The organism is Planifilum fimeticola (assembly GCF_003001905.1).
GTDB classification, from domain to species: domain Bacteria; phylum Bacillota; class Bacilli; order Thermoactinomycetales; family DSM-44946; genus Planifilum; species Planifilum fimeticola.
On sequence record NZ_PVNE01000018.1, the window covers coordinates 1 to 16728 of the forward strand.

At 59.7% G+C, this 16728-nt stretch carries 17 protein-coding genes; 11 read left to right on the plus strand and 6 right to left on the minus strand.

The window, feature by feature from the left end:
• Positions 1–112 precede the first annotated feature (112 nt).
• Genes CLV97_RS11280 through CLV97_RS11290 form a run of 3 tightly spaced genes read left to right on the plus strand, consistent with a single transcriptional unit; the run spans position 113 to position 2266 of the window.
• Positions 113–769, plus strand: a complete 657-nt coding sequence (locus tag CLV97_RS11280; RefSeq protein ID WP_211295738.1) for a copper transporter — start codon at positions 113–115, stop codon at positions 767–769.
• Entirely contained in the window at positions 747–1427 is a 681-nt protein-coding gene (locus CLV97_RS11285) for a glycosyltransferase family 2 protein (protein ID WP_106345642.1), read from the plus strand. The genes CLV97_RS11280 and CLV97_RS11285 overlap by 23 nt, the downstream gene beginning before the upstream one ends.
• Entirely contained in the window at positions 1424–2266 is an 843-nt protein-coding gene (locus CLV97_RS11290) for a hypothetical protein (RefSeq protein ID WP_106345643.1), read from the plus strand. Before CLV97_RS11285 ends, CLV97_RS11290 begins: the two co-directional genes overlap by 4 nt.
• A gap of 44 nt (positions 2267–2310) precedes the next feature.
• Here the strand turns inward: CLV97_RS11290 and CLV97_RS11295 are convergent, their stop codons facing one another.
• Both CLV97_RS11295 and CLV97_RS11300 read right to left on the minus strand, forming a co-directional pair.
• Complete coding sequence (locus CLV97_RS11295; RefSeq protein ID WP_106345644.1) at positions 2311–3288, minus strand: superoxide dismutase; 978 nt, start codon at positions 3286–3288, stop codon at positions 2311–2313.
• A gap of 79 nt (positions 3289–3367) precedes the next feature.
• Entirely contained in the window at positions 3368–3613 is a 246-nt protein-coding gene (locus CLV97_RS11300; RefSeq protein ID WP_106345645.1) for a DUF2627 domain-containing protein, read from the minus strand.
• Positions 3614–3744: 131 nt separating this feature from the next.
• Between CLV97_RS11300 and CLV97_RS11305 the strand changes: the two genes are divergently transcribed.
• The 8 genes from CLV97_RS11305 to lipB all read left to right on the plus strand — a co-directional run bounded on the left by CLV97_RS11305 (position 3745) and on the right by lipB (position 13838).
• Complete coding sequence (locus tag CLV97_RS11305) at positions 3745–5805, plus strand: sigma-54 interaction domain-containing protein (RefSeq protein WP_106345711.1); 2061 nt, start codon at positions 3745–3747, stop codon at positions 5803–5805.
• Positions 5806–6082: 277 nt separating this feature from the next.
• The gene (locus CLV97_RS11310; RefSeq protein WP_106345646.1) at positions 6083–7177 is read left to right on the plus strand and encodes a Leu/Phe/Val dehydrogenase; all 1095 of its coding nucleotides are present in this window, start codon (positions 6083–6085) and stop codon (positions 7175–7177) included.
• Between the two features lie 38 nt (positions 7178–7215).
• Positions 7216–8265: an acetate and sugar kinases/Hsc70/actin family protein gene (locus CLV97_RS11315; protein WP_106345647.1), complete on the plus strand. Its 1050-nt coding sequence runs from the start codon at positions 7216–7218 to the stop codon at positions 8263–8265.
• Positions 8258–9679, plus strand: a complete 1422-nt coding sequence (gene lpdA / locus CLV97_RS11320; protein WP_106345648.1) for a dihydrolipoyl dehydrogenase — start codon at positions 8258–8260, stop codon at positions 9677–9679. Before CLV97_RS11315 ends, lpdA begins: the two co-directional genes overlap by 8 nt.
• Positions 9680–9709: 30 nt before the next feature.
• Positions 9710–10702 carry a thiamine pyrophosphate-dependent dehydrogenase E1 component subunit alpha gene (locus CLV97_RS11325; RefSeq protein ID WP_106345649.1) on the plus strand — a complete coding sequence of 331 codons (993 nt, stop codon included), beginning with the start codon at positions 9710–9712 and terminating at the stop codon, positions 10700–10702.
• A gap of 12 nt (positions 10703–10714) precedes the next feature.
• A complete protein-coding gene (locus CLV97_RS11330) occupies positions 10715–11698 on the plus strand; it encodes an alpha-ketoacid dehydrogenase subunit beta (protein ID WP_106345650.1) in 984 nt (327 codons plus the stop codon).
• A 63-nt stretch (positions 11699–11761) separates the two neighbouring features.
• Positions 11762–13057 (plus strand): dihydrolipoamide acetyltransferase family protein, encoded by a 1296-nt coding sequence (locus CLV97_RS11335; RefSeq protein ID WP_106345651.1) that lies wholly within the window; start codon positions 11762–11764, stop codon positions 13055–13057.
• A 106-nt stretch (positions 13058–13163) separates the two neighbouring features.
• Positions 13164–13838, plus strand: a complete 675-nt coding sequence (lipB, locus tag CLV97_RS11340; RefSeq protein ID WP_281257608.1) for a lipoyl(octanoyl) transferase LipB — start codon at positions 13164–13166, stop codon at positions 13836–13838.
• A 239-nt stretch (positions 13839–14077) separates the two neighbouring features.
• Here the strand turns inward: lipB and CLV97_RS11345 are convergent, their stop codons facing one another.
• The 4 genes from CLV97_RS11345 to prli42 form a co-directional block, all read right to left on the minus strand.
• Positions 14078–14809, minus strand: a complete 732-nt coding sequence (locus CLV97_RS11345) for a metallophosphoesterase family protein (protein WP_106345653.1) — start codon at positions 14807–14809, stop codon at positions 14078–14080.
• Positions 14810–14901: 92 nt separating this feature from the next.
• Positions 14902–15420 (minus strand): DNA topology modulation protein, encoded by a 519-nt coding sequence (locus CLV97_RS11350; protein ID WP_106345654.1) that lies wholly within the window; start codon positions 15418–15420, stop codon positions 14902–14904.
• A 914-nt stretch (positions 15421–16334) separates the two neighbouring features.
• Positions 16335–16505 (minus strand): hypothetical protein, encoded by a 171-nt coding sequence (locus CLV97_RS18170; RefSeq protein ID WP_170070478.1) that lies wholly within the window; start codon positions 16503–16505, stop codon positions 16335–16337.
• Positions 16506–16572: 67 nt separating this feature from the next.
• A complete protein-coding gene (gene prli42, locus CLV97_RS18175; RefSeq protein WP_170070479.1) occupies positions 16573–16665 on the minus strand; it encodes a stressosome-associated protein Prli42 in 93 nt (30 codons plus the stop codon).
• Between the last annotated feature and the right edge of the window lie 63 nt (positions 16666–16728).

Here is a 16728-nt window from a genome sequence, read left to right on the forward strand (position 1 = left end):
CGATTCCCCCCGAAACGAACACAGCTTTGGATTGTCATGTCAATTCAGGTGGATGTTTTCGTAAGTAGCCGTTTGTATACAGGACTATTTCACAATGCTTCTAGGTGATTCCATGCTTACGACCCGGTATCATCTCAGCACCATTGTCGCCATTTTTTTTGCCCTGGGGATCGGCATTCTGCTGGGGGGCTCCCTGGGGCAGCAGTGGTTGAGCGAGCGGCAGCAGGCCCTCGTGGAGCGCTTGGAAAAGCGGTACGAAGAGGTGCAGGACCGCAGACATCAGTTGGAAAAGCGCATAAGCACGCTCCAGACGGAGCTGATGGTCGGAAGGAGACAAAACCGGGAGCTGTTGAGAACCGCGGTCAGGGACCAATTGGAGGGCCGGCGGATTCTCCTCCTCGGCGGGGACCGCAAGGTGGCCGAATCCCTTTCCGAAATCATCCGCTGGGCGGGGGGCAGCGTTTCCCGTGCCTCCGACTTGGCCGGAATGCCGGGAGAGACAGACGCCATCCTGTTGCTGGAGGGAGATTCCGATGAATGGAGATCCGGCGTGATGAAACGGATCCAGGAAGGTCTGCCCATCCCCGTCATCGTCCAAGTGGTGAACCAAAAACCCCGGAAACCCTCTCCTTCGGGGGAGATCCCCGTCTATTCCTTTGCCGGGGAGATTGATGATCATCCCCTGGATGCCTTCGAGCTGATCCGAATGCTTCATAATTCCATTATCGGAAAAGAGGAGCCTGCCCATGAAGTCCAAACCGGCGGTTAGCGTGATTATCCCTGCCTTCAATGAAGAGGAGCGGATCGGAGGCACCCTTCGAGCGGTAAGGCGCCTCGGGTGCGATGAACTGATCGTCGTCGACGATGGAAGCCGGGATCGGACGGCTGCCATCGCCCGCAGGTATGCCGATCAGGTGATCCGCCTCGCGAAGCACCGGGGCAAGGGTGCCGCATTGGCCGAAGGAATCCGACACGCCAAGGGCGAAATCCTGCTGTTTTTGGATGCCGACCTGAAGGAGCACGCCAAGCTGTCCGGACCGCTCCTGGAACCGATATTAAGGGGGGAGGCGGACATGACCATCGCCCGCTTTCCCGCTCCTGCGCGCAAGGGAGGATTCGGGCTGGTCAAGGGGTTGGCCCGTTCCGGCGTCCGGATGTTGACCGGAAGGACGCTCCATGCCACCTTGTCAGGACAGAGGGCGGTGAGTCGCAAAGTGATATCGCGCCTGTCGTACTTCCCCTCCGGGTTCGGCATTGAATTGGGCTTGACCGTCCAGGCGCTCCGGGCGGGCTTTCGGGTCAAGGAGGTTCCCCTTCCCATGAGTCACCGTGAAACCGGCCGCGATCTTCGGGGGTTTTTGCACCGGGGGAAGCAGTTTGTTGCCATCCTGCACACCTTGCTCCGCCTTTGGAGGCAACCGGTATGACCATGGCGCTGTGGGTGCTGGGAGCGGCTCTTTTCTCCGTGGCTGTCGGCCGTTGGGGGACGTCCGCCGGCGGCTCTTTCCTGTCCTCCAAGGGAGTGACGGCGCCCAATTTTCGAAACGAAGTGATTCCCACCAGCTTCGGAGGGGTGATGGTCCTCCTCTACATGTTTGTGGTCCTGGTGTCTGTCGGCATTCCCAAGTTTTTTTTCCCTTTGTTTCCCGACGCGCTTTTTTTTGCGGTGCTGTTTGCGACCGGTGCCGTCGCGTTTTTGGGATGGCTGGATGACACCCTGGGAGACGCCCGTCACAAGGGGTTTCGCGGTCATATTCTTTCCCTGGTAAGGGAGAAACAGCTGACCACCGGGGGATTGAAGGCGCTGGGCGGAGGGATGGTGGCCGCCCTCTGCGCCGCAGCCCTCGCCCGGGAATTTGCGGAATGGTTGGTCTTCGCGCTGTATATCGCCCTGATGACCAACTGGCTCAATTTGTTGGATCTCAGACCGGGACGATGCCTCAAGTTTTATCTGGCCGGAGGGACCCTTCTGCTGGCCTTCTCCCTCGACCGGGCGGAGTCCCTCCTCTTTGTCCCTTTGTGGGGGTTGGCCCTCGCGCTGCTCAAGGAGGATCTGGCGGCCAAGGTGATGTTGGGGGACAGCGGTTCCAACCTGCTCGGCGTTCACCTGGCCCTTTGGTCTTTGACCTTTCTTCCCTTCCGGGCCATCCTCGTGGTGCTCGCTCTGCTGATCCTCGGCCATTATTACGCGGAGCGCCATTCCATCACGAAGAGGATCGAACGGAGCAGGTTTCTAGGGTATCTGGATCGATTGGGAAGGCAGTAGGTGCGCAATGAAAAAGCACCCAGGGGGGCGCGATTTCACGGTTTTTAATAGGGTTTCCACCTCAACCGGCGGGCCTTCAGATAGCGGCGGTTGACGGCCGGCCAGTTGACCACGTTCCACCAGGCGTCGATATACGCCTTCCGGTTGTTCTGATACTTCAGATAGTAAGCGTGTTCCCAGACATCCAGGGGAAGCAGGGGGATCACATCCCATTGGGTCAGATTTTGGTGTTTTTCCGCCTGCAGGATTTGCAGCCGTTGGGAGCGGGGGGACCAGACCAGGATGGCCCAACCGGATCCCTCCACCTTTTCGGCCGCCTGGGAGAAATGCTGCTTGAAGGCGAGGAAACTGCCGAAGTCCCGGGTGATCTGCTTTCTGAGTTCGCCGGAGGGCTCTCCGCCCCCATCGGGGCTCATGGTTTCCCAGAAAAGGGTGTGCAGGTAGTGGCCTGCGCCGTTAAAGGCCGCTTCCCGTTCCCAATGCTTGATCAGATCAAAGTTACCCGTTCTCCGAGCTTGGAGCATCATCCGCTCCGCCCGGTTGAGGCCGTCCACATAGCTTTTGTGATGCTTGTCGTGGTGAAGGCGCATCGTCTTTTCGTCGATGTGGGGTTCAAGGGCGTTGTAGGGATAAGGAAGGGGGGGCAGGGTGTGCCGGCCGATCGGCACGGGATTGAAACGGAGCTGTTCGTCGGCATGGGAATCTTCCGATTCCGCCCAGGAGGATTCCCCCGGCACTTCCCCCTCGCTGAGGATGCCGGCGACAGGGGAAGCCGGAATGTCCGCCAGGATGCCTTGAAGCCGGTGATGGCTGTGCCAGGCTTTTTTCATCAAATCGTAGAGGGGGCCGGGATGGTCCCCGATTTGAAGGCTCCTCTTTTCCAGGAACTTCAGACGACGCCGCATCCGTTCGACCTCTTCGTTTCCCGAATCGAGGCCGTCCAACAGGGTCCGGCCGCGGCGGGCAAAGGAGTGGACGGCTCGTTTGATCGCTTCCGCATGTCCGTCGACAGGAAAGTACATGGCAACCCCTTCTTTTCACGCGATTTACCGACAGCATATGAGCAAGGGGTTGGGGATGTGCCCACATGCGGCGATGTGTTCACCCCTTTTTTCTCCGCAGTTTCGGCTGGATCTTGTTCCGTTTGGCGTCCCGGTGATAGATGAATCCGCCGAGAAACGCCAACCCGATCAGAAAAAGGGTGAGTCCGCCGAGGAAGGACAGCCAATCAAAGCCTTTCCCGGCCATATAGTCAAAAAACACATCCCGCATCCAGGTCCAGCCGAAGACTCCGACGGCGCCGGGGATGCAAAGGATCAGAATCGCCATGACGCGCTGAAAAACCATGGTTCCACCCGCCTTTTCGGTATTCTCCTTAATGGTACCTTATTTTCCCGACATCCGCCATGTGGCTGCCGTTGTGGTAAGATGATACCGGATGCACTTGAGGCGGATCGCGATTGAAAGGGGGGAAGCGGGTGGAACGTTTTCTGATTGTCGGAGGAGATCGGGGAGGAGCCGCCCTGCTCCGGGCCCTGGATCAAATGGACCGGGTGAGGGTGGTCGGCGTGATTGACCGCGATCCCCAGGCTCCCGCCTTTCTCGAGGCGAGGACCCGGGGGATTCCCGTCGGAACGGATCCGGAACCCTTTCTGAGCACGCTTCCCGACGTCATCATCCAGCTGTCGGAGCAGCCGGATCTGTCCGGTCTGGTTCCCCGGAGAAACGGCAAAAAACCTCTTTTGATCGGCGGGGCGGTCAGCCGGGTGATGGTGAAGCTCATCGAGGAAAAGGAGAAATGGTTTGAAGCGTGGCGGATGCGCCAGGGGGAGCTGCACACCATTATCGACTCCACCCATGACGGAATGATTGCCGTAAACTCCAAGGGGGAAATTACCCTGTTCAACCGTTCCGCCGAACGGTTGATGGGCATGAAGGCGACGGATGTGATCGGGAAACCGGTGACCCAGGCAGTTCCGGGAACCGGACTGGATCGGGTTCTCAGAACCGGACGCGCCGAATTGAATCGGCAGCAGGAGCTGCCCAACGGTGTCAAAATCGTGACCAACCGTGTCCCGGTGAAGGACCGGACCGGACGCGTGATCGGGGTGGTGGCCGTTTTCCGGGACATCACCGAGGTGCTCGCTCTGACCAAGCAGGTGACGGATCTGGAGTCGATGAAGAGTCTGCTCCAGGCGATCATCGACTCGTCGGACGAGGCGATCTCCGTGGTGGACGCAAGGGGCATCGGGATCCTGATCAATCCCGCCTATACCCGGTTGACGGGGCTTCCCCCGGAGGAGGTGATCGGAAAACCCGCCGATGCCGACATCTCGGAGGGGGAAAGCATGCACATGAAGGTGCTGAAGACCCGGAAACCGGTTCGGGGCGTTCCGATGAAGGTGGGTCCCAACCGGAAGGACGTGGTGGTCAATGTGGCGCCGATCATTGTCGACGGGGAGCTGAAGGGGAGCGTCGGCATCATTCACGACATGTCGGAGATCAAACGGCTCAACCGGGAGCTGGAACGGGCCCGCCGGATCATCCGCACCCTGGAGGCCAAATATACCTTCGATGACATCATCGGCGAGAGCGAAGGAATGCGCATGGCCATCGATCAGGCCCGGCAGGCCGCCCGCACCCGGGCGACGGTTCTGCTGCGGGGAGAATCCGGGACGGGGAAGGAGCTGTTTGCCCACGCCATCCACAATGACAGCGATCGGAAGTACCATCAATTCGTCAGGGTCAACTGCGCCGCCATCTCGGAATCCCTGCTGGAAAGCGAGCTGTTCGGATACGAGGAGGGCGCCTTTACAGGGGCGCGACCCGGCGGGAAAAAAGGACTCTTCGAGGAGGCGAGCGGGGGAACGATATTCCTCGACGAGATCGGCGAGCTGGCACCCAACATCCAGGTGAAACTCCTTCGGGTGCTGCAGGAGAAGGAAGTGATCCGGGTGGGGGGGACCCGCCCGATTCCCGTGGATGTTCGGGTGATCGCCGCCACCAATGTTCATCTGGAAAAGGCGATCCAGGAAAAGCGGTTCCGCGAGGATCTTTATTATCGGCTCAACGTGCTTCCGATCTCGATTCCGCCCCTGCGCTTTCGCAAGGAGGATTTGCCCCTTTTGGCCATCCACCTGATCAAAAAATTTAATCAGGAGTACGGTCGCAACGTGGAGGAGATCGACGACGAGGCGCTCCGGGCGCTGACGGAATACGATTGGCCGGGGAACGTGCGGGAATTGGAAAACGTATTGGGCCGGGCGATGATCAACATGAATTTCAGCGAGCGCCGGATGAAAAAGGAGCACCTCCCTCCGCTCCACGGTTCGGCGATCAACCGGGCGTCAGGTCCGGAAATCTCCGAAGAACCCGGCGAAGATTCGGAGAGCCTGCAGGAGGTGTTGGCCCGGACGGAGCGGGAGTATATCGAAAGGGTGTACCGGGCCTGTCGCGGAAACAAGACGGAGACGGCCCGCCGGCTGGGAATATCGGTGCGCAATTTGTATTACAAGTTGGAACGCTACGGAATCGGATAAGAACCCTGCAAAAATTTGCAGGAAATAAACCGCAGACTTTCTGCAATTTATTGCAGAAAGTCTTTCCTTTCACTTGATGCCATGACGGCTGCCTATGGGAAGGGATAAGAGATCGAAGGGATGTGGATGGGGTTGGCACGGAAATTGCTTCTTTTGCATGGAGGCCCATTCTTTCGCCAAGACTAAGAGTGGCAATTGATGGAATGGTGAAAGCGCTTTCGAAATCCGACGCATCCATCAGGCGTCTGTCCTGGTGAGTATTTGAGGAGGGTTGCAGATGAAGTGGTTCGATTATATGGAACGGTATGATTATGAACAATTGATCTTTTGTCAGGACAAAAATTCCGGATTAAAGGCGATCATCGCCATTCACGACACCACCTTGGGACCCGCTCTGGGCGGCGTGCGCATGTGGAAGTACGATTCGGAAGAAGAGGCGATCGTTGACGCCCTTCGGCTGGCACGGGGCATGACTTACAAGGCGGCGGCCGCCGGCTTGAATCTGGGGGGAGGGAAGACGGTTATCATCGGAGATCCCCGGAAGGACAAGAACGAGGAGATGTTCCGCGCCCTCGGACGCTTCATTCAGGGGTTGAACGGCCGTTACATCACGGCGGAGGATGTGGGGACCACCGAGGAGGACATGGATATCATCCACCAGGAAACCCGGTTTGTCACCGGCGTTTCCCCGGCGTTCGGATCCAGCGGGAATCCCTCTCCCGTCACCGCTTACGGCGTCTATCGGGGGATGAAAGCGGCCGCGAAGATCGCCTTCGGCAGCGATTCCCTGGAAGGAAAGACCGTGGCGGTGCAGGGCGTTGGAAGTGTGGCCTACCACCTCTGCAAACACTTGCATGAGGAGGGCGCCCGCCTCATCGTGACGGATATCGTCCGGGAAAACGTGGAGCGGGCCGTGCGCGATTTCGGCGCCGAATCGGTGGCCCCCGACAAGATTTACGACGTGGAATGCGACATCTTTTCTCCCTGCGCCCTGGGGGCCATCATCAATGACGAAACCCTTCCCCGCCTCAAGTGCCGGGTGGTGGCCGGGTCGGCCAACAATCAGCTGAAGGAAGAGCGGCATGGGGACCGGCTCGAGGAATTGGGAATCATCTATGTGCCGGATTACGTGATCAACGCCGGCGGGCTGATCAACGTCGCCGATGAATTGTTCGGTTACAATCGCGAACGGGCGATGAAAAAGGTGGAAACCATTTACGACAATGTCCTGCGGGTCTTCGAAATCGCCAAGCGGGACGGGATTCCTTCATATAAGGCGGCAGACCGGATGGCGGAGGAAAGGATCGAATCCCTGACCCGCTCCCGGAGTACCTTTTTGAGAAATGAGCGCAATGTATTGAACATGGTTTGAAGTCGTCCGATCCTTTCAAGCGAAACGGAGGGGTGGACGTGCGGGAACCGATCCGGGTGCTGGCCCTTCTTCCCGGCCCCACCTGGACGAAGGTGGGCGTGTTCGACGGCGGAAAGGCCGTATTGGTCGAGACTCTCCACCACCCTCCGGAAGAGATCGATGGCGAAACGCCGCGCGACCAGTTTCTCTGCCGCAAGCAAGTTGTCCTTGACGCCTTGGACCGGGAAGGAATCAATCTGACCCGCCTGCGCGCGGTTGCCGGTCCGGGCGGCTTCACCCGTCCCCTCCCCGGGGGAACCTACCGCGTGGCGGAAGCGATGCTGGAGGAGATTCGATCCGGGGCCGATGGTCACCTGTTCCATTTGGGAGGGCTTTTGGCCTACGAGATCGCTTCCCCCCTCCACATCCCCGCTTTTGTGGTGGACCCGGTGACGATGGACGGAATGGAAGCGGTTTTACGGCTTCCGGAATTTCCGGATACGGGCCGGTGCGGCCCATTTTACTCCTTGCATCAACGGGCGGCGGCGAGGAGGGTCGCGGCTCGGATCGGAAAACGATATGAGGAGATGAACGCCGTCGTCGCTTGTCTGGACGGGCAAATCACCGTCGGAGCCCATCGGGGAGGATGGGTGATCGACATGAACGGCGGATTCGACGAAGGAGGTGCTCCGGAGCCTGGGGGAGGGCATGCCGCGAGAGTCCGGCATCCGGACGGCGAAAGGATGGACATGACCGTCGGCGATCCCGGCTCCTCCAAATCCCGGGACGCGGGGGTCCGAAGGGGAGCGGAGGAGCGGGGGTGCCGGGAGAAGGCTTATCGGGTGGCCAAGGAGATCGGCGGCTGTGCGGCGGTGTTGGGAGGAAAAGTGGATGCGGTCGTCCTCACCGGCAGGTCGGCTTGCGGTAAAATGTTTACGGAAGAGATTGTCCGGCGGGTTTCCTGGATCGCCCCCGTACATATCCTTCCGGAGGACGATCTGCTGAGGTCCCTCGCCGAGGGCGCCCTGCGCGTCCTCCGCGGAGAAGAGGATGTGAGGGAGTATTCGCCGGCGGATTACGAGAAGGGAGTCGAGGGAATCCATGGCTGAGCAATACGATCTGGTGGTATTGGGAGCGGGACCGGGCGGTTACGTCGCCGCCATCCGGGCGGCTCAATTGGGCATGAAGGTGGCCGTGGTGGAGAAGGTGGGGGGCGTCTGCCTGCACAAGGGTTGCATTCCCAGCAAATCGCTTCTCCGCAGCGCGGAAGTCTACCACGAGATGAAGCACGGCGAGGATTACGGGATCACGGCGGAAGGGGTTCGCATCGATTTCAGCCGGGTTCAGAAGCGCAAGGAAAAGGTGGTGGAACAACTGCACCGGGGCGTGCAGCATCTGCTCAAAAAGAACGGAGTCACCGTCGTGGAGGGCACGGGACGCATCCTCGGACCTTCGATTTTTTCACCCCAGGCGGGAACGGTCTCCGTGGAAAAAAAGGACGGGGAAGAAGCGGAAATGCTCGTTCCCCAATATCTCTTGATCGCAACCGGTTCCCGTCCGCGCACGCTGCCCGGGCTGGAGGTGGACGGGCGCTATGTGATGAATTCCGATCATGCTCTGGGGATGGAGGAGCTGCCCAAATCGATCATCATCGTCGGCGGCGGGGTGATCGGAATCGAGTGGGCCTCCATGCTGAATGATTTCGGCGTTGACGTGACGGTGGTCGAATTTGCCGATCGGATCCTGCCCTTTGAGGATCCGGACGTCTCCAGGGAGATGACCCGTCTCCTCAAAAAGCGAAAGGTGAAAATTTTGACGAAGGCCAAGGTGTTGCCGGAAAGCGTTCGGATCGAAGGAAATGCGGTCACCCTGAAGGCGGAAAAGGGAAATGAGACGGTGGAACTCACCGCGGAAAGGGTGCTGGTATCCGTCGGGCGGCAGGCCAATGTGGAGGGCATCGGACTCGAGAACACGTCGGTCAAAGTGGAAAACGGCTTTATCCGGGTAAACGAAGTGATGCAGACGGCGGAATCCCACATTTACGCCATCGGGGACGTGGTCGGCGGGTACCAGTTGGCCCATGTCGCCTCCCATGAGGGATTGGTGGCGGTGGAGCACATGGCCGGCAGAAACCCGAGTCCCCTCAATCCCCAGCTGATCCCTCGCTGCACCTACAGCCGTCCCGAGATCGGAAGCATCGGCCTTACCGAGGAGGAGGCGAAGCGACAGGGGTATTCGGTGAAGATCGGCAAATTTCCCTTCCGGGCGACGGGAAAATCCCTGGTGTTCGGCGAAGTGGACGGTTTCATCAAAATCATTGCCGACAAGAAGACGGAAGACTTGCTTGGCGTCCACATCATCGGCCCCCACGCTACCGACCTGATTTCCGAGGCGGGATTGGCCAAGCTGTTGGATGCCACTCCGTGGGAGATCAGCCACACCATCCATCCCCATCCGACCTTGTCCGAAGTTTTCGGGGAGGCGGCGCTGGCGGTGGAAGGAGAGGCGATCCACGCGGGTTGATCAAGGCGCAGTGAAAAGGAGGGACCCCCAATGGGTGAAGCGCGTCATCATTCCCTGGGTTTGAGCGATGAGCAAGTGTTGGACATGTACCGGTACATGCTGCTGGCGCGGAAGATCGATGAACGGATGTGGCTTTTGAACCGGGCGGGAAAAATCCCCTTCGTGATCTCCTGTCAGGGGCAGGAGGCGATTCAGGTGGGGGCCGCCTTCGCCCTGGACCGGGAAAAGGATTGGCTCTGTCCCTATTACCGGGATATGGGCATGGTGCTGGTTTTCGGCCAGACGGCGAAGGATCTGATGCTCTCCGCCTTTGCCAAGGCGGAGGACCCCAACAGCGGGGGAAGGCAGATGCCGGGACATTTCGGAGACAGCCGGTTCCGCATCCTGTCCGGTTCCAGCCCGGTTACGACCCAGTTGCCCCACGCGGTGGGGATCGGATACGCGGCGAAGCTGGAAGGAAAGGATCTGGTCGTCCTGACGTGCTGCGGTGAAGGTTCCAGCAACCAGGGCGATTTCCACGAGGCCTGCAACTTTGCCGGGGTTCACAATCTGCCCGTCATTTTCATGGTGCAAAACAACAAATACGCCATTTCGGTCCCGCTCAAGAAGCAGGTGGCCGGAGGGAACGTGTACAGGCGGGCTGAAGGGTACGGGTTTCCGGGTGTCCGCGTCGACGGAAACGACCCCCTGAAGGTGTACGAGACGGTAAAAGAGGCGGTGGAAAGGGCCCGCAGGGGCGAAGGGCCGACCCTGATCGAGGCGGTTTCCTATCGGCTGGTGCCGCATTCCAGCGATGACGATGACCGCAGCTACCGCAGCAGGGAGGAAGTGGAGGAGGCGCGGAAGAACGATTCGCTCCTCCTGTTCAGAAATTATCTGGCGGATGCGGGGATCCTGACGGAAGAGAAGGAAAGGGAACTGAACGAGCGCATCGTCCGGGAAGTGGACGAAGCGACGGAATACGCCGAAGCCGCCCCGTATCCCGAGCCGGAAGATCTGTACAAGCATGTATATGCGGAATAGGAGGAGAGAAAGATGCCCGTGATTTCCTACATCGATGCGGTGACACAGGCCCTTCGCGAAGAAATGCGTCGCGATCGGCGGGTGTTTGTCCTCGGTGAGGACGTGGGGGTGCGGGGCGGAGTGTTTCGCGCCACCAACGGTCTGATCGAGGAATTCGGCGAGGATCGGGTATTGGACACCCCGTTGACCGAATCGGCCATCGTCGGTGTATCCATCGGCGCCGCAGCCTACGGACTTCGCCCGGTGGCGGAGATTCAATTTGCCGACTTCATCATGCCGGCGGTGAACCAGATCGTCAGCGAAGCGGCTCGGCTGCGCTACCGGTCCAACAACGACTGGCATTGTCCTCTCGTCATTCGCGCGCCCTACGGCGGCGGCGTTCACGGCGCCCTGTACCACTCCCAGAGCGTCGAGTCCCTGTTCATGAGCGTGCCGGGGTTGAAGATCGTCACGCCCTCCACGCCCTATGACGTGAAGGGTCTGTTGAAAGCGGCCATTCGAGATGAGGATCCGGTCCTCTTTTTCGAACACAAGCGCTGTTACCGGCTGATCAAGGGAGAAGTGCCGGAGGAGGATTATACGATTCCCATCGGCAAGGCGGATGTGAAACGGGAAGGTACGGACGTCACGGTCATCTCCTACGGCCTCACCCTGCATTTTGCCCTGAAGGCTGCGGAGGAGCTGGAGAAAGAGGGAATCAGCGTGCACGTGCTGGACCTCCGGACCCTTCGACCGCTGGACAAGGAAGCGATTCTGGAGGCGGCGGCCAAGACCGGAAAAGTCCTGATCATCCATGAAGACAACAAGACGGGAGGTATCGGCGGGGAAGTTTCCGCCATCATCACCGAAGAGGCCTTCTTCGAACTGGATGCCCCCGTTCGGCGCCTCTGCGGACCGGATGTGCCTGCGATGCCCTACAGTCCGCCGTTGGAAAAGGAGTACATGCTCAGTCCGGAGAAGGTGGCCGCGGCCATTCGCGAGCTGGCTGAGTTTTGATGCTCGGCACGCCCTTTAAAAGCGACGGGGTGCGGCCCCGCTCCCGGAAAAAGGAGGTAGAATATGGCCACCGATGTAACCATGCCCCAATTGGGAGAGAGTGTGACGGAGGGAACCATTACCCGTTGGTTGAAAAAACCGGGTGACCGGATCGCCAAATATGAACCCTTGTGTGAAGTGGCCACCGATAAGGTGAACGCCGAAGTGCCGGCCACGATCAGCGGAACGCTGCTGGAGATCGTCGCCGAGGAAGGAGCGACCGTCGAAGTGGGCCAACTGATCTGCCGGATTGAGGAGGAAGGCGGTACGCCTTCCGCGAAACCTGCGGATCAGGGGAAGGATTCCGCCGCTTCCTCCGCCGCCTCTTCCGGGCAAGAGGATCAATCGATGAAGAGGCGGTATTCGCCGGCGGTGCTCCGCCTTGCCCAGGAACACGGGATCGATTTGGAGAAAATCGAGGGGACGGGCAAAGGGGGACGGATCACCCGGAAGGATGTCCTCCGATATATCGAAGGCGGCGGTAAAGGGGTTCCTTCCCCCTCCACCCCGGCGGATCGGGGCGAGAAACAACCCGCCGCGCCGGCCAAGAAACCGTCGGCTCCGGAGGTTCGGATTCCCGTCGCCGAAACTCCGGCGAAGGAAGGAGTCCCCGTTCCTCTGGAAGAGGGGGATCAGGAGATTCCCGTGTCCAGCGTGCGCCGCACCATCGCCCAGCGGATGGTCACCAGCAAGCACGAAGCTCCACACGCCTGGACGATGGTGGAGGCGGACGTCACGGGATTGGTTCAACTGCGCGAACGGCTGAAAAAAGAGTTCAAGGAGCGGGAAGGGATCTCCCTTACCTATCTGCCCTTTTTCATCAAGGCGGTGGTGGATTCCCTCAAGGAATTCCCCTACCTCAATTCCGTCTGGGCGGGCGATCGGATCATCCTCAAAAAGAGGATCAACATCTCCATCGCCGTCGCCACGGACGACGCCCTCTATGTGCCGGTCATCCATGACGCGGACGAGAAGAGCATCGCCGGTCTGGCAAAAGCGGTCCACCGGCTGGCTGAGAAAACCCGGGCGGGCAAGCTGTCCCTCGAGGATATGCAGGGGGGAACCTTTACCGTCAATAACACCGGCTCCTTCGGGTCGATCATGTCCCAGCCGATCATCAATTATCCGCAGGCGGCGATTCTTTCGGTGGAGTCGATCGTGAAACGACCGGTGATCAAGGACTCGATGATCGCCATCCGGGATATGGTCAATCTCTGCCTGTCTCTGGATCATCGGATTCTCGACGGATTGATGGCGGGCCGCTTCCTTCAGCGCGTGAAGGAGCGCGTGGAATCCTACGGCCCGGATACGCAGATATAGACGGATTTTGAGCCGGTATGATGGCTGAAAGCGGGCCGTCACCCGGCTCCTGCTCCGGGAGGGGAGTTATTGCAATCCCGGGGCTTTTCTCTTGGGGGGATGAAAGGTGTTTGAAGTGTATCGACTCGGGCGGGTCCCGTACCGAAAGGCGTGGGACATGCAAAAAGAGAGAGTGCGGCAGATCGACGAAGGGGATGCTTCCAATCAGCTCCTGCTGCTGGAGCATCCCCACACGATCACCCTGGGGAGGGGCAGCCATGCGGAACATCTGCTGCTTTCCTCCGAAGAGTATGCCCGGCGGGGGATCGATGTGGTGGAGATCGATCGCGGCGGGGATGTCACCTATCACGGTCCGGGTCAGCTGGTGGGCTATCCGCTCTTTCACCTGGGAGAGCAGGGAAACGACGCACACCGCTATTTGCGCGATCTGGAGGAATCCCTGATCATCGCTCTCCGCCGCCTCGGGATCGAGGGAGAGCGGAAACCGCCCTACACCGGCGTTTGGGTCGGGGACGAAAAGGTGGCCGCCATCGGGGTCAAGTTCAATCGCGGCCGGAGGAGAAAGGGATATATCACCAGTCACGGTTTCGCCCTGAACGTCTGTTCCGATCTGACCTATTTCGATCTCATCGTTCCCTGCGGAATCCGGGAATACGGCGTCACCTCGATGGAACGCCTGTTGGGACGAAAAGTGCCCATGGGCGAGGTGATGGACCGGGTGGTGGAGGGCATCAGTCGGGTGTTCGGCTGGGAAGCGGTGGAAGGGGCGCGCTCATCGTAGAGGGGCGGTGTGTGGGCGCCGGGATATGAATACGGTCGGATCTCCGCAAAAGGAGATTTCTGACCGAACCGGCGGGGGGAAGACGGTTCCGCTTCTCTTTCGAAAACTGTTCTCTGCTGCGACATGACATCTGAAACGAAACCGCGAATGGGCGGATTTCCGTGTTGAATCCCCCGGACTGGGCCGCAAAAAAAATCCCCTCCGCATTCCTGCGGAGAGGAGGTTGGGCGGCCGGTGATTCACCTTCCGGGGCTTGTCGCATTCCGAACGACGCGGATGAGGAGATCGCGGTTGGGGTAGTCGCAATTCCGGAACTGCTTCACCACCTTTTCCACATCGTAGGGGACCCGTTCGATGCTAACGCGGAAGCGGTCCTCGTCCGCTTCAACAAGGGCGTAGGAGGCCTGCGGCAGCCCGTCGAAGGGAAGTCCGACGCTGCCGGTGTTGACGATGCAGCGGCCCTCGATAAAGCGGACATAGGGGAGATGGATGTGGGCGCAGACAAACAGCCGGACGTCGCCGCGGCGCATCATCCGCGCTTTCATCGCCGCATCATCCGTTTCCGGAAGGACCACGTCGAACAGGTTTTCCGGCGTGGCGTGAAAGGCGTGGACCCGAATGGTCTCCGAAAGCTCCAGTTCAAGGCTTTCGGGAAGGTCGCGCAGGTATTGGAAATCTTCTTCGTCCAGCCGCGCGGCCGTCCACTCGCGCTCCCGGTTCATCATCGCCCTTGCCGCCTCCGGCACCTCCCCGGGCCGCACCCCCCGCGCCGTCCACTCGTCGGCATTTCCCTTGATCACATCGGCCGGCAGGCTGCGAACCCGCTCCTGCACCCGCTTCGGTTCGGGTCCGCGGAAGGCGATGTCGCCCAGCACCGCGATCCGGTCGACCTTTCGCTTCTCGATGTCTTCAAGGACGGCATCCAGCGCCACTCCGTTTCCGTGGATGTCGGCGATAAAGGCGACGCGCACAGGAAATTCCTCCTTTTTGTGTTTGTATGTCCCGACCCTCATAGGCGCTCGCCGGGCGGCGTGCGGCGAATCGCCGGAGCCGGTTATGCCCGTCAACCGGCTGACCGATTTTCCAAATCCCGCAAATAGCGGGAAACCTCCCGAGGGCCTTTCAGCACGATGATCCGTTTGCCGCGCGCATGCTTCAGTTTTTCTTGGATCAGGGGCCTCCGGATCCGGGGAAATTGCCAGATCCACCGCAAGAAGGGAAGGTCGATCTTCTCGGGACAACCGGGAGGCACGTCCGGCCGGGAGCGCCCCCGGTTCCGCCACCACCGCTTGATCACCCGCCACAGGCAGAGGAGGCGGGGGAAATCGAGGAAAATCACCGTATCCGCCTCCGCAAGGCGGATGTCGATGGTTTTGGTGTAATTTCCGTCCATGATCCAGGCGTCCCGACGAATGATTTTTTCCACCCGGCGGAGCCATTCCGCCTCCGACGGTTCGATCCATCCCGGTTTCCAGTAGTGGGCATCGAGATGGATCACTTCGATGTCCAACATCCGGCCCAGGCGGCGGGCGAGGGTGGTCTTGCCGGAACCGGCGGAGCCGACGATCATGATTTTCTTCATCCTCTCATTCCTTTCCTCCGTGGTTGAAATACAAGTGGTGGAAAAGGAGGGGGGGAGCGATTTTGAAAGGCGCTTCGCGTCCCCCTATGTCTTCGTCTTTGCCCGTGACTCGCGCGAAGTGAGGGGTTCCTTTTTCCGGGATCCCCGGCCTTTGTTGGTTTCCCCTCTTCCCGGGGGCGGAGTCCCGCAGGTTGCCGGTCAGCTCTTCCGATCTTTCTTGGCGAAGGCGTAGATCTTCCTTTTCAGTCGCGAATGCCGTGTGCTTCCAGCTGCTTTTCGTCCCACTTCGCGTCCCGATGGAATCATTCCGGGTTGTCCCGCTGAATGCGTCCGTCGATCACCACGGAGGCGGGCAATCCTTCATAGGGCGGAGAAAGTCCGAGGTCCGGGGCGGAGGGGGGGGGTCGCTTCCGGCTAGGGAATGATGCTGATGGCCGGATCGGTTCCAAAACGGCGTAATCGATGTTTGTCACGTCGGGGTATCCGCGGGCGCGCGAAGATGGCAAGCAGCAGCGGGGAAAGATCTTTAGTGGTCTTCGAAGACCTTGCCGTGTTTGATCAGGGCGGTGGAATTTCCCGGAAGCAGACGGTTGCCCACGGGATGGAGGGTCGTTTTGGGGGGAAGAGCGGCTAAAAAAGGTGAAGAAGGTAAGGGGGGTTACGGTGGCCCGATCTCCACGGAGATCGGCCGTTCGGCGCCGCGGTGCCGAAGACGACGATCGCGACCCGATCGGGGTCGGCTGCACGATGGCATGCGGATGACGGCCGCCGTCAGCACGAACGTGAAGAATTTTTCGGCCAAGGAGACATCCCGGGGGTCTCCTTTCCGCGGATTTTTCCCATCGGTATGAGCTCCCGGGTGTTTCCCTAATCAAAAAGGCTCCCGGCGGAGCGGGAGGCCTTTTCGATGGGGATTACTGCAGACCGACGAAAGCATCGTACAGCGCCAATCCGGTGACACCGATCAGCGCGAGGGTGAACAGCCCTCCGACGAAAAACCCGAAGCGGTTTCCCGTCTTTTTGTTGTGGAGGGTTCCGATCACAGCCAGGATACTCATCAACACCAGGATGATCACCATGTACATTGAACGAATCACCCGCTTTGTGTCAGATGTTTTGTTGAGAAAACGGATCCCTCGAAGGACCCCGGTATCAGAAAAAGAGTCCGGCCCCGGCCAACACGGTGGTTACTACCAGCGTGAAGATGAGGGCGTAGATGACCAGTTTGATCCACAAGGGTTTCACTGGGCGATTCACCTCACTGTGTTATTGTATCCAACTTCATCCCGGATGTCCATGATAAAGCGG

Excerpts from the sequence above, each read along its gene's own strand:
- CLV97_RS11280 (WP_211295738.1), top strand. The coding sequence starts at position 113 with ATGCTTACGACCCGGTATCATCTCAGCACCATTGTCGCCATTTTTTTT.
- CLV97_RS11285 (WP_106345642.1), top strand. The coding sequence starts at position 747 with ATGAAGTCCAAACCGGCGGTTAGCGTGATTATCCCTGCCTTCAATGAA.
- CLV97_RS11290 (WP_106345643.1), top strand. The coding sequence starts at position 1,424 with ATGACCATGGCGCTGTGGGTGCTGGGAGCGGCTCTTTTCTCCGTGGCT.
- CLV97_RS11295 (WP_106345644.1), bottom strand. The coding sequence starts at position 3,288 with ATGTACTTTCCTGTCGACGGACATGCGGAAGCGATCAAACGAGCCGTC.
- CLV97_RS11300 (WP_106345645.1), bottom strand. The coding sequence starts at position 3,613 with ATGGTTTTTCAGCGCGTCATGGCGATTCTGATCCTTTGCATCCCCGGC.
- CLV97_RS11310 (WP_106345646.1), top strand. The coding sequence starts at position 6,083 with ATGAAGTGGTTCGATTATATGGAACGGTATGATTATGAACAATTGATC.
- lpdA (WP_106345648.1), top strand. The coding sequence starts at position 8,258 with ATGGCTGAGCAATACGATCTGGTGGTATTGGGAGCGGGACCGGGCGGT.
- CLV97_RS11325 (WP_106345649.1), top strand. The coding sequence starts at position 9,710 with ATGGGTGAAGCGCGTCATCATTCCCTGGGTTTGAGCGATGAGCAAGTG.
- CLV97_RS11330 (WP_106345650.1), top strand. The coding sequence starts at position 10,715 with ATGCCCGTGATTTCCTACATCGATGCGGTGACACAGGCCCTTCGCGAA.
- CLV97_RS11335 (WP_106345651.1), top strand. The coding sequence starts at position 11,762 with ATGGCCACCGATGTAACCATGCCCCAATTGGGAGAGAGTGTGACGGAG.
- CLV97_RS11350 (WP_106345654.1), bottom strand. The coding sequence starts at position 15,420 with ATGAAGAAAATCATGATCGTCGGCTCCGCCGGTTCCGGCAAGACCACC.
- CLV97_RS18170 (WP_170070478.1), bottom strand. The coding sequence starts at position 16,505 with ATGTACATGGTGATCATCCTGGTGTTGATGAGTATCCTGGCTGTGATC.